General features: G+C 71.9%; 8 protein-coding genes and 1 pseudogene. 4 read left to right on the top strand and 5 right to left on the bottom strand.

What is annotated here, in order from left to right; all coding sequences use genetic code 11:
* Position 1 precedes the first annotated feature (1 nt).
* On the bottom strand, positions 2 to 1,342 hold the full coding sequence (glnA, locus tag J1M64_RS12020; RefSeq protein WP_067714196.1) for a type I glutamate--ammonia ligase: 1,341 nt from the start codon (positions 1,340 to 1,342) through the stop codon (positions 2 to 4).
* Between the two features lie 199 nt (positions 1,343 to 1,541).
* Between glnA and panB the strand changes: the two genes are divergently transcribed.
* Both panB and pip read left to right on the top strand, forming a co-directional pair.
* Positions 1,542 to 2,420, top strand: a complete 879-nt coding sequence (gene panB, locus J1M64_RS12015; protein WP_206474280.1) for a 3-methyl-2-oxobutanoate hydroxymethyltransferase — start codon at positions 1,542 to 1,544, stop codon at positions 2,418 to 2,420.
* A 5-nt stretch (positions 2,421 to 2,425) separates the two neighbouring features.
* Positions 2,426 to 3,436 (top strand): prolyl aminopeptidase, encoded by a 1,011-nt coding sequence (pip, locus tag J1M64_RS12010; RefSeq protein WP_206474279.1) that lies wholly within the window; start codon positions 2,426 to 2,428, stop codon positions 3,434 to 3,436.
* A 27-nt stretch (positions 3,437 to 3,463) separates the two neighbouring features.
* Here the strand turns inward: pip and J1M64_RS12005 are convergent, their stop codons facing one another.
* Both J1M64_RS12005 and J1M64_RS12000 read right to left on the bottom strand, forming a co-directional pair.
* Positions 3,464 to 4,282, bottom strand: coding sequence for an SDR family oxidoreductase (locus J1M64_RS12005; protein WP_067714319.1), 819 nt, complete (start codon positions 4,280 to 4,282; stop codon positions 3,464 to 3,466).
* A gap of 62 nt (positions 4,283 to 4,344) precedes the next feature.
* Complete coding sequence (locus tag J1M64_RS12000; RefSeq protein ID WP_206474278.1) at positions 4,345 to 5,853, bottom strand: NAD(P)/FAD-dependent oxidoreductase; 1,509 nt, start codon at positions 5,851 to 5,853, stop codon at positions 4,345 to 4,347.
* Positions 5,854 to 5,966: 113 nt separating this feature from the next.
* Between J1M64_RS12000 and J1M64_RS11995 the strand changes: the two genes are divergently transcribed.
* The gene (locus J1M64_RS11995) at positions 5,967 to 7,634 is read left to right on the top strand and encodes a CYTH and CHAD domain-containing protein (protein WP_206474277.1); all 1,668 of its coding nucleotides are present in this window, start codon (positions 5,967 to 5,969) and stop codon (positions 7,632 to 7,634) included.
* 31 nt (positions 7,635 to 7,665) lie between these two features.
* Here the strand turns inward: J1M64_RS11995 and J1M64_RS11990 are convergent, their stop codons facing one another.
* Both J1M64_RS11990 and dnaG read right to left on the bottom strand, forming a co-directional pair.
* Positions 7,666 to 7,833: an SPOR domain-containing protein gene (locus J1M64_RS11990; protein ID WP_119193045.1), complete on the bottom strand. Its 168-nt coding sequence runs from the start codon at positions 7,831 to 7,833 to the stop codon at positions 7,666 to 7,668.
* A gap of 268 nt (positions 7,834 to 8,101) precedes the next feature.
* A pseudogene (gene dnaG, locus J1M64_RS11985) lies at positions 8,102 to 9,517 on the bottom strand (DNA primase); the annotation flags it as partial.
* Positions 9,518 to 9,585: 68 nt separating this feature from the next.
* On the opposite strand from dnaG, the gene J1M64_RS20210 reads away from it, so the two are divergent.
* A complete protein-coding gene (locus J1M64_RS20210; protein ID WP_206474276.1) occupies positions 9,586 to 11,694 on the top strand; it encodes a YgcG family protein in 2,109 nt (702 codons plus the stop codon).
* Positions 11,695 to 11,697 lie beyond the last annotated feature (3 nt).

Raw genomic sequence — 11,697 nt, 5'->3', positions numbered from 1 at the left:
GTCACAAGTTGAGGTAGTGCCGCAGCTCGTACGGGGTCACGTCGTTGCGGTACTCGCGCCACTCGCGCCGCTTGTTGCGCAGGAAGAACTCGAAGACGTGCTCGCCCAGCGCCTCGGCGACGAGCTCCGACTCCTCCATGGCGTCCAGCGCCTGCTCGAGGCTGCCGGGGAGGTCGGTGTACCCCATCGCCCGCCGCTCGCGCCGGCTCATGGTCCACACGTCGTCCTCGGACTCCGGCGGCAGCTCGTACCCCTCCTGGACGCCCTTGATCCCGGCGGCGAACATCACCGCGTAGGCCAGGTAGGGGTTGCAGGCCGAGTCCGGGCTGCGCACCTCGATGCGGCGCGAGGACGCCTTGTTGGGCGTGTACATGGGCACACGGACGAGCGCCGACCGGTTGGCCCGGCCCCAGGTGGCCGCGGTGGGGGCCTCGCCTCCGCCGATGAGTCGCTTGTACGAGTTGACCCACTGGTTGGTCACCGCCGAGAACTCGGGCGCGTGGGTGAGGATGCCCGCGACGAACGACTTCGCGGTATCGGACAGCTGGTACTCGTCGTCCGGGTCGTGGAACGCGTTGGCGTCGCCCTCGAACAGGCTCATGTGGGTGTGCATGGCCGAGCCCGGGTGGTCACGCAGGGGCTTGGGCATGAACGACGCCCACACCCCGTTGTTCATGGCCACCTCCTTGACCACGTAGCGGAACGTCATGATGTTGTCCGCCATGCTCAGGGCGTCGGCGTAGCGGAGGTCGATCTCCTGCTGGCCCGGGGCGCCCTCGTGGTGGGAGAACTCCACCGAGATGCCCATCGCCTCGAGCGCCTCGATCGCGTGGCGCCGGAAGTGCGGGGCGGAGTCGTGCACGGCCTGGTCGAAGTAGCCGCCGTTGTCGGTGGGCACCGGCTCCGCGCCGTCCGTGTCCAGGTCCTTGAACAGGAAGAACTCGATCTCGGGGTGGACATAGCACGAGAACCCGAGGTCAGCGGCCTTGCTGAGCTGGCGGCGCAGGACGTGCCGCGGGTCCGCCCAGCTGGGGCTGCCGTCCGGGTTGAAGATGTCGCAGAAGATGCGCGCGGAGTGCTGCTTGCCGTCGGCGTGGGCCCACGGGAGCACCTGGAAGGTCGACGGGTCGGGCTTGGCGACGGTGTCCGCCTCCGACACCCGGGAGAAGCCCTCGATGGCGGAGCCGTCGAAGCCGATCCCCTCCCCGAAGGCGCCCTCGAGTTCGGCCGGCGCCACGGCGACCGACTTGAGGGTGCCGAGGACGTCGGTGAACCAGAGCCGGACGAACCGGATGTCGCGCTCTTCCAAGGTCCTGAGAACGTACTCCTGCTGGCGGTTCATGCGGTCCAACCTAGTGCCTGTCGTGTTACGAGCGTGTGACATCCGCCCGCCCCGACGCCCACCGGACCCCTCCGTGCCGGTCGTGGCAGACTCGTCCGCGACAGCGCACGGATCCCGCCGCGCACGTCACCGCCCCCTGTCCACCCGGGTACCGGCGCTCCAGCCGGCCTCGAGGTCACCGAAGGAAGGCCACACTCCCATGAGCGACACCCCCGACTCCCCGGTCTACGGCGCCGGCGGCGCACCGGGCCAGACGCCGAAGGGCGACGGGCCGCAGGGCCTGACCCGGGTCACCCGTCTGCACCACCTCGCCGAGCTCAAGGCCGCCGGCGAGCCGTGGCCGATGCTCACCGCCTACGACTTCGTCTCCGCGCGGTTGTTCCAGGAGGCCGGGATCCCGGTGCTGCTCGTCGGTGACTCGGCCGCCAACGTGGTCTACGGCTACGACACGACGGTCCCGGTGACCGAGGACGAGATGATCCCGCTGGTGCGGGCCGTCACCCGCGGCGCCCCGAAGGCGCTGGTCGTGGCGGATCTGGTGTTCGGCAGCTACGAGGCCTCGCCGACGCAGGCCGTGGCCGCGGCCACCCGCATGATGAAGGAGGGCGGCGCCCAGGCCGTCAAGCTCGAGGGCGGCGTGCGGATGGTCCCGCAGATCAAGGCGATCGTCGACGCCGGGATCCCCGTGATGGCGCACATCGGCTTCACGCCGCAGTCGGTCAACGGGCTGGGCGGGTTCCGGGTCCAGGGTCGCGGCGACGCGGCGGATCAGCTGCGCGCCGACGCCCGCGCCGTCCAGGAGGCCGGGGCGTTCTCCGTGGTGATGGAGATGGTGCCCGCCGACCTGGCGCGGGAGGTGACCGCGGAACTGGAGATCTCCACCGTGGGCATCGGGGCCGGCAACGGGTGCGACGCCCAGGTGCTGGTCTGGCAGGACATGGCCGGGCACAGCACGGGCCGCACCGCGAAGTTCGTCAAGCGGTACGCCGAGCTGGCCGACACGCTGCGTGACGCCGCCCGCGAGTACGGAACCGAGGTCCGCTCGCGGGCCTTCCCCGGCGCCGAGCACTCCTTCTGACCGTGATGGCACCGACGACCGACAGCGGACACGGGGCCGCCCGCCGTGCCCCGTACCCGGCGATCGAGCCCCACGACAGCGGGATGCTCGACGTGGGCGACGGGCAGCACGTGTACTGGGAGTGCTCCGGCAACCCGGACGGCGCCCCCGTCCTGTTCGTCCACGGTGGACCCGGTGGCGGGACGACGCCCGAGCACCGACGCATGTTCGACCCGGCGGCCTACCGGATCATCCTTCTCGACCAGCGGGGGTGCGGGCGGAGCACCCCGCACGTCGCCGACGGCGCGGACCTGACGGTCAACACCACCTGGCACCTGGTCGACGATCTCGAGCGACTGCGGGAGCACCTCGGGGTCGAGGAGTGGCTGGTCTTCGGCGGCTCGTGGGGCTCCACCCTGGCGTTGGCGTACGCCCAGGAGCATCCCTCCAGGGTCCGCGGTCTGATCCTTCGCGGCGTCTTCCTGTGCCGCCCGAGCGAGATCGACTGGTTCTACCGCGGTGGGGCCGCGCACCTGTTCCCGGACGTGTGGGAGGGCTACCTCGCGCCGTTGCTCGCCGCGGACGGCCCCGACGCCGTCCATCAGCCGGGTTACGACCACGTCGCGACCTACCACCGGCTCCTGCACTGCGGGGATCCGCAGGTCGAACTCGAGGCGGCCCGCGCGTGGACCACGTGGGAGACGTCCACCTCGACCCTGCTCCCCCGACCCGCCGGCACCGGCGGCGACCCGGACCGCTTCGCCCTGGCCTTCGCCCGGATCGAGAACCACTACTTCGTCCACGACGCGTTCCTGGGGGGCCGGGCGATCCTGGACCGCATGGACCGGATCGCCCACCTGCCGGCCGTGATCGTCCACGGCCGCTACGACGTGGTGTGCCCGGTCGCCAGCGCGTGGGAACTGCACGCGGCGTGGCCGGGTTCGGAGCTGCACATCGTCCCCGACGCGGGGCACGCGATGGCCGAACCCGGCACGACGCACCACCTGCTGGAGGCCACGGACCGCTTCCGGCCCTGAGGCGCCCGGGCCGGGCGCGCTCCCGGCTCAGACCACCCCGAAGCGGCGCGTCATCGCGACCGTGCCCTTCTGGTAGCCGGTCGGGAACAGTCGGACCAGGGCGTCGAGCAGGTGGGCGTCGACCCCCACCAGCACGCGCGCCCTACGTCGCTCGACGCCGTCGAGGATCACCCGCGCGGCCGTCGACGCCTCGGTGCGCGCGAACTTCGCGTCGAAGATCGCGGCGAAGTTCGCGCTGTCCAGCCCCTCGGCCGCGCCGGCGCTCCGGGCGACGGCGGTCTTGATCCCGCCCGGGTGGACGCAGGTGACGTCGACGGGGTGCCCGGCCGCCATCATCTCCATCCGCAGGGACTCGGTGAACTGCTGGACCGCCGCCTTGGCCGCGTTGTAGGCGTTCTGGGTGGGCACGGACAGGAACGCGAAGATGCTGGAGATGTTGACCAGGTGGCCGTCGCCGGAGGCGATGAGGTGCGGGAGGAACTCCTTGGTGCCGTGCACGACGCCCCAGTAGTCGACGTCCATCACGCGGGCGATGTCCTTGTAGCCGGACTGCTCGACCGCCCCGGTGAACGCGATGCCGGCGTTGTTGACGACGAGGTGGACCACGCCGAAGTGCTCGGCGACCGCCCCCGCGTACTCGGCGACCATCGCCTGTTCTGTGACGTCGAGACGCTGCGAGTGCACGTCGGTGGCGCCGTCACCGCGCGCGAGTTCGACGGTCCGGGCCAGTCCGTCTGCGTCGATGTCGCTCAGTGCCAACCGGGCGCCGCGCCGCGCGGCCTCGCGCGCCAGTTCGCGCCCGATCCCCGAGCCGGCGCCGGTGACGACGACGACCTTGCCGTCCATCCGCCAGCGGGGGCGGCGGGCCAGTGACCCGACGGCGCCGAACAGTCTGCTGATCGGGGCGCTCACCGGAGGGCCTCCTGCCCGGTACGCGTCGCGGCCGTGGCGTCGGCCGCGGTCCGCCGGTAGGCGCTCAGGTCGAACTCCCGGGTCTGGTTGCGGAAAGTGAAGGTGTAGTCCGGCCACACGGCCGGCGCGTTGCCCTTGTCGTCGAGGTACCAGCTCCTACAGCCGGTCACCCACACGGTCTCGCCGGTGCTGTCGCGCAGTTCGCGGTTGTACGCGTGCTGGACGGCCGCACGCACCTCGACGGTCTGCAGGCCGCGGTCCCGCATGGTGCGCAGCGCGTCCACGAGGTAGTTGAGCTGGGACTCGATCATGTAGATCATCGACGAGTGCCCGAGTCCGGTCGCGGGGCCCACCAGGACGAACAGGTTGGGGTAGCCGGCGACCGTGGTCCCCTTGTAGGCCTCCATCCCCTCGCTCTGCCACTTGTCCGCCAGGGTGCGCCCGTCCGTTCCGCGGACGCGCTCGAAGAACGGTGAATCGGTGACGTGGAAGCCGGTGGCCACCACCAGGACGTCGGCGGGGTGCTCGGTCCCGTCACCGGTGACGATCCCGCCCTCGGTGACGCGGGTGATCGGCTCGGTGACCACGTCGACGTTGTCCCGGGTCAGTGCCGGGTACCAGGTGTTGGACAGCAGGATGCGCTTGCACCCGATCTCGAAGTGCGGGGTGAGCCGCGCGCGCAGGGCACGGTCGCGCACCTGCATCGCCAGGTGCGCGCGTCCGAGAGCCTTGATGGGCGCCAGCGCCGCGCGGGTGCGGGTCAGGCCCACCACCTGGAACTCGCGGCTGGCGTACTGCAGCGCCCGCACCGCGCGCTGCAACCCGGGCACCCGGCGGTACAGCGACCGCTCGAACCGGGGGTACTGCCGGTCCATCCGGGGCAGGACCCAGGGCGCGGTGCGCTGGTAGACGTCGAGGTGCGCCACGGTCGGGGCGATGGACGGCACCACCTGGATCGCCGAGGCGCCCGTGCCGATCACCGCGACGCGTCGGCCGGCGAGCGTCACCGAGTGGTCCCAGCGGGCGGTGTGGAAGACGGGCCCGGCGAAGTCGCCGACGCCGTCGATCTCCGGGAGCCTGGGCTCGCACAGTGCCCCGACGCCCAGCACCACCACGCGGGCGTCGTACTCCTCCTCGCTGGTGCGCACCGTCCACCGGCCGCGGGACTCGTCGTAGTCCACCGAGGTGACGTCGACGCCGAAGCGGATCTTCTCGCGCACGCCGGCCTCGTGCGTGACCTTCCGGATGTAGTCGTAGATCTCGCCCTGCGGCGAGAAGGCCCGTGACCAGTCGGGGTTGAGGGCGAAGGAGTACGAGTACAGGTGGGACGGGACGTCGCACGCCGCGCCCGGATAGCTGTTGTCGCGCCACGTCCCGCCGACCTCGGGGCCGCGTTCCAGGACGACGAGGTCGTCGAAGCCCTCCTGCGCGAGCCGGATGGCGGCACCGAGCCCGGAGAACCCCGCCCCCACCACCAGGACGTCGACGATTTTCGGCTGATCCACAGTCTCTCCCTTACGACGAATGTGTGACCGTAGCCACTTACCTTACCCGCCGGTAAGTCCGGAAGGGGCGGCGCTCACTGCCGGTGTTCATCCTTTACTGATACAACCGGACCATGACGATCAACGAGACTGTCGAGGTCGAGAGCAAGTTCGAGGTCGACGAGCACACCCCGCTGCCCACGGTCGACGCCCTGGCGCCTCTCGTCGCGGACGTCCCGGTGGAGCACCAGCTCTCCGCCACCTACTACGACACCGCCGACCTCTCGCTCACCCGGCACAAGGTCACACTCCGGCGCCGCACCGGCGGGGACGACGAGGGTTGGCACCTCAAACTGCCCGACCGGGCGGGACGCGTCGAACTGCAGGCCCCGCTCGGCGACGGCGACCCCCGTGACGACGTCGTCCCCGCGGAGCTCGTCACGGCCGTCGCCGGGCTGGTCCGCCGTCGGCCCCTCGAGCCCGTCGCCCGCATCGACAACCGCCGGCAGGTCCTCACGCTGCGGGACCCCGACGGGGCCGCGGTGATCGAGTTCTGCGACGACCGGGTCTCCACCGAGTCGTTCGTCGCCGGCGGATCAACGGCGGGATGGCGGGAATGGGAGACCGAACTGGTCGATCCGGCGCGACCCGATGCACACGATCTCCTCGCGACCGTCGCCGCCGCCTGCGCGGACGCCGGGGCTCACGCCTCGTCGTCGTCCAAACTCGCCCGCACCATCGGCCCACTCCCCGACCTCTACGAGCGCGGCGTCTCGCCCGTGCGCGACGCCCTTGTCCAGGACCTGCAGCAACTCCTCGACCACGATCCGGCGGCCCGGCGCGTCACCGTGGTGGGCGTCCACCAGATGCGCGTCGCGGTCCGTGGCCTGCGGAGCACCATCAGCTCGTACGCCGACGAGCTCGGGGCGGAGACCGCCGGCACCGACATCGACCCGGCCGCGCTCCTCGCCGAACTCAAGGAGCTCGCCGCGGTGCTGGGCAAGGCCCGGGACATCCAGGTGGTCGACCAGCGGCTCGGGGCACTGGCAGCCGACTACCCCGAGGACGTGGTGACCGCGAGGACCCGGCACCTCCTGCGCACCGAGTTGGACTTCGAGGAGCAGCGCGCAGGCGAACGCGTCACCGCGGCGCTGCTCTCCGACCGGTACCTCGACGTGGTCGACCGACTCCACGAGCTGGTCCGCGTCGCGGGAACAAGCCCCGCCGCAGCGGGGGGCGGGGCGTCGTCGAAGGGCGGTGCTCCGTCGAAGGGCGGTAGGAGGCGGCGCGAAGCCGAGGAGACACTGCTGCGCGGGGTGGACCGGCAGTTCTCCAAGTTCACCAAGGTCCGTACCCGCACCGAGCGCGACCTGGACTCCCTCGACCTGACGCTGGCCCAGCGGGAGGAACTCACCCACGTCGTGCGCAAGCGCGCCAAGGCACTGCGCCGCAACGTCAGTGCGGTCCCGACGTCGGACGACCTCACGGTGGCCCCGCTGCGTACGGCCTGCGACCGGCTGCACACGGTGCTCGGGGAGGTCCAGGACAGCGTCACCTCCCGGCAGTGGATCCGGCGCATCGCGCGGCGGGCGGAGTTCGCCGGTGAGTCGACGTTCGGCCTCGGGGTGCTCTTCGAGCACGAGCGGGCGTTCTCGGAGCGCACCCTCGAGGGGTTCGAGAGCGACGCCGCGGCGGTCACGGCCGCCTATCGCGAACTGTCCGAGTCACGGCGCGCGGCACGGCGGCGCAGGAAGAAGAAGGACAAGAAGAAGAGCGGCAAGAAGAAGGGCGGGAAGAAGTAGGACAGCCCGGCCTCAATCTCCCGGGCTCGTACTAGTCGTCCTGGGCGTCCCACGCCTCGTTGCGGGCCTTCGCCTTGGCCAGCGCCGCCTCGGCCTCGCCGCGCGTGGCATAGGGGCCCATCCGGTTGTCCCAGTTGGTCACCTTGCCTTGCTGCGCCTGACCTGTGGCGATGTCGTAGTACCACTGCTCTTCCGACACGGTGGGCCTCCTCGGTTCGACGGGACGGGCTTGTCACCTCGGACCCTACTATCCGGGTCCGGACCCGCCACCGCGCGCCGCGGTGGCGCCTGCCGGGAACGGGGCGAACGAGCCGGCCTGTAAGCCGGAGACAGAACCCGGCCGCAGGTCAGACGCTTTTCAGCGCCGCTGGTCCCGCATCGGTCCCGCGCGACAGCGCGGCGTCGACGATCGCCCTCGTCGTCTCTCCACGCCCCGCGCCGCCCCCACGCTCGGCGGCGTCCCACCCCGGTCGGGCTCCCCCGCCCGGTCCACCGGGGGCGCGCTTGCGCAACCCGGGACCCGACCCGGCCGACCGCGCGCGGCCCTTCTTGCGCGCCTCCTCGCGGACACGGCGCACCACCGTCGCCGGGTCGTCCCAGCCGACCCAGCCGGCGAGCTGGCGGGCGTACTCGTCACGCAGCGTCGAATCGCGGATGTCGGCCACCACCGGCACGGTGCGACGCAGGGCCTCCACGCGCCCCTCGGCGTGGTCGAGGTCGTAGTCCTCGAGCATCGAGCGGATCGCGAACTCGAACATCGGCACCCGCGCGGACACGAGATCCCGCACCGCGGCGTCGCCCTTGTTCTGACGCAGGTCGCACGGATCCGTCCCCGGCGGGGCCACCGCCACGAACGTCCGGCCGGAGAACTGCTGATCCCCCGAGAACGCCCGGAGCGCGGCCTTCTTGCCGGCTTCGTCGCCGTCGAAGGTGTAGATGATCTCGCCGCGGAAGTAGTTGTCGTCCAGCATCAGGCGCCGCAGCGTGGACAGGTGGTCCTCGCCGAACGCGGTGCCACACGCGGCCACCGCCGTCGTGACGCCGGCCGCGTGCATGGCCATGACGTCGGTGTACCCCTCGACCACGACCGCGCGACGCTGCGAGGCGATCTCCCGCTTGGACAGGTCCAGACCGAACAACACCTGGGACTTCTTGTAGAGCATCGTCTCGGGGGTGTTCATGTACTTGCCCAGGGTGTCGTCCTCGAACAGCTTGCGCGCGCCGAACCCGATCACCTCGCCCCCGAGGTTGCGGATGGGCCACAACAACCGGCGGTGGAAACGGTCGATGAGGGTGCCGCGCGAGCTCGTCTTGGACAGCCCGGCCGCCTCCAGCTCCTTGGGCTCGAACCCCTGGCGCATGAGGTGCTTGCTCATGGTGTCCCAGCCGGCGGGCGCGTATCCACAGCCGAAGTGCTGGGCCTGGGCCATGTCGAACCCGCGGTCGGTGAGGAAGGTGCGCGCCGTCTCCGCCTCCGGATCCTGCGCCAGGCGCTCGGCGTAGAACTTCTGCGCGGCCGCGTTCGCCTGCGCCAGCCGGGACCGCGTGCCGCGATCGCGCTGGATGACCTGACCGCCACCCTCGTAGGAGATGCGGTAGCCCAGCCGGTCGGCCAGCTGCTCCACCGCCTCCACGAAGCTGATGTGCTCCATCTTCATGAGGAACGCGAAGACGTCGCCGCCCTCACCCGTGGAGAAACAGTGGAAGTAGCCGTGCTGCGGACGCACGTGGAACGAGGGGGTCTTCTCGTCCTTGAACGGGGACAGCCCCTTGAGCGAGTCCGCGCCACCTGGTTTGAGCGCGACGTACTCGCCGACGATCTCCTCGATACGGGTGCGTTCGCGGATCGCGGCGATGTCCTGCTCCGGAATCCGCCCTGCCATGACGCCCAGAGTAGCCGCCTCCGGCGAGGACCGGCGTGCCCCCTGTTCGGGGCCGATACGCTGGGGCCATGATCGCCGCCCAACTCCCGCCCGCCGCCGCCCGGCGACCCCGTTCCCGGTTCAGCCAGGCCCCGGTGACAGCGCTCGCGACGGTGGTCGCGTTCCTGGCCTGCGCGCTGGTGTGGGCCGCCCCCGGCGCCTCCGCCGAGCCCCCGTCGAACCTGCAGCAGCAGCTCACCGACTCCGCGGGGGTCCTCGGCGGCGACACCCCCGAGGTGGAGAGCAGACTGGCCGAACTGCGCTCGACCGATCAGATCCAGCTGTGGGTGACGTTCGTCGACACCCTCGACGGCATCCCGGTCGAGCAGTGGACGCAGCAGACCCGGGAACTGTCCGACCTGGGCGCGTCCGACGCACTGCTCGTGGTGGCCGTGGACGAGGGCAGGTACTGGTTCGAGTTCGACGACCCCGAGGCCTCGCCCACTGCCGATCAGCTGACCGCGCAAGAGATCGTCGACCGCGACATCGAACCGCGCCTCGCCGCCGGCGACTGGGCCGGCGCCGTCACCGGCGCGGCCGACGGGCTCGAACGCCAGGGCTCCGGCTCGGAGATCTCGCCGTTCGCCATCCTGGCCATCATCGTGGTGATCATCGCCGTCGTCGCGGCCGTGGTCCTGTTCGCCCGCCGGCGCCGCGCCACGCGGACGGCCAGGCAGGCCGAGGACGCCCGCGACATCCCCGGCGACGACACCGCCCGGATGTCGGCCCTGCCTGTGGAGGTGCTCGACGCGCGCGCCCGCTCCGGGTTGGCCGATGCCGACCAGTCGGTGGACGCCTCCACGGACGCCCTCGAGACCGCCGCAGGCGAGTTCGGCGAGCTGCGTACCCGGCCGTTCCGCTCCGCGCTCGACTCGGCACGGGCCGAGGTCGCCGCCGCGCACGCACTCGTCCAGCGGCTCGACGACGACATCCCCGAGACGCCCGACCAGCGCAAGGCCATGCTGCTCGAGGTGGCCGCCCGCGCCGAACGCGCCGAACGCGGCCTCGAGGGACAGGCCACGGCCTTCGCTGAGATGCGCGACCTGCTCATCAACGGCGCCGCCTCCGTCGACACGCTCACCCGCCGCGCGGTCTCCCTGCGCGCCCGGCTCCCCGAGGCCGAGAAGACCATGGCGGACCTGCGCGAGCGGTTCCCGTCGGCCGTGCTCTCCTCCATCTCCGACAACCTCTCGCTGGCCGGGGAGCTGCTCGACGCCGCGGAAGGCGACACCGTCCGCGCCCGCGCGGCACTGGCCCGGCCGGTGGGTGAGCAGGGCGAGGCCGTGGACGCCATCACCTCCGCCGAAGGCGAGCTGTCCCGGGCCGAGAAGCTGGTCAACGGCGTCGAACACGCCGCCGACGACATCGCGACCGCGCGCCGCGACCTCGACCCGCTGATCGAGGAGGTCGAGGAGGAACTGACCATGGCCTCGCGGCTGCTGGCGTCGACCGATGTCAGTGACACCTCCAGCCAGACCCTCACGCAGGTGGCCGCCGCGGCGCGCGAGGCGGTCGACGCGGCCCGCCGCGACGGTCAGACCGATCCGCTGGGAACCTTCTCCCACCTCATCGACGTGGACCGCGACCTCGACGAGGCCCTGGCCGCCGCCGGGCACGAGGCCGAGGCCGCCAACCGCGCCCGTGCCGCCCGCCGGGCCGCGATCACCCGCGCCGCCGGAGCGGTCCGCGAGGCCGACGACTTCATCGGCAGCCGCTCGTACGTGATCGGCCAGGCCGCCCGCACGCGCCTCGCGGCCGCGAAGAGCTCGCTGGCGACCGCCGAGGGCACGGTCGGCCCGGCCGCGTTCCCTGCCGCCGAGCGCGCGCTCAACCTCGCCCGCGAGGCGCTCCGTCTCGCGCAGAGCGACGCCTCCCGGCCCCAGTACTCCGGCGGGTACGGCGGGTACGGCGGCCGGGGCGGCCCGTACGGACGCGGCGGACGGCGCGGGTCCAACACCGGCGCGATGGTCGGCGGCATGGTCGCCGGCGCGCTCATCCAGGGGATGCTCCGCGGCGGCGGTGGCGGCTTCGGATCCGCCCGCGGCTTCGGCGGCGGCGGCCTCGGTGGCGGATTCGGCGGTGGCTTCGGAGGCGGTGGCGGCGGCTTCGGCGGTGGCGGCGCGGGCGGGCGGTTCTGACCC

This window comes from Dietzia sp. KRD202 (assembly GCF_017168155.1).
GTDB lineage: Bacteria > Actinomycetota > Actinomycetes > Mycobacteriales > Mycobacteriaceae > Dietzia > Dietzia kunjamensis.
The sequence above is the reverse complement of the archived record's forward strand: the minus strand, read 5'-3'. Positions and strand labels throughout refer to the sequence as shown.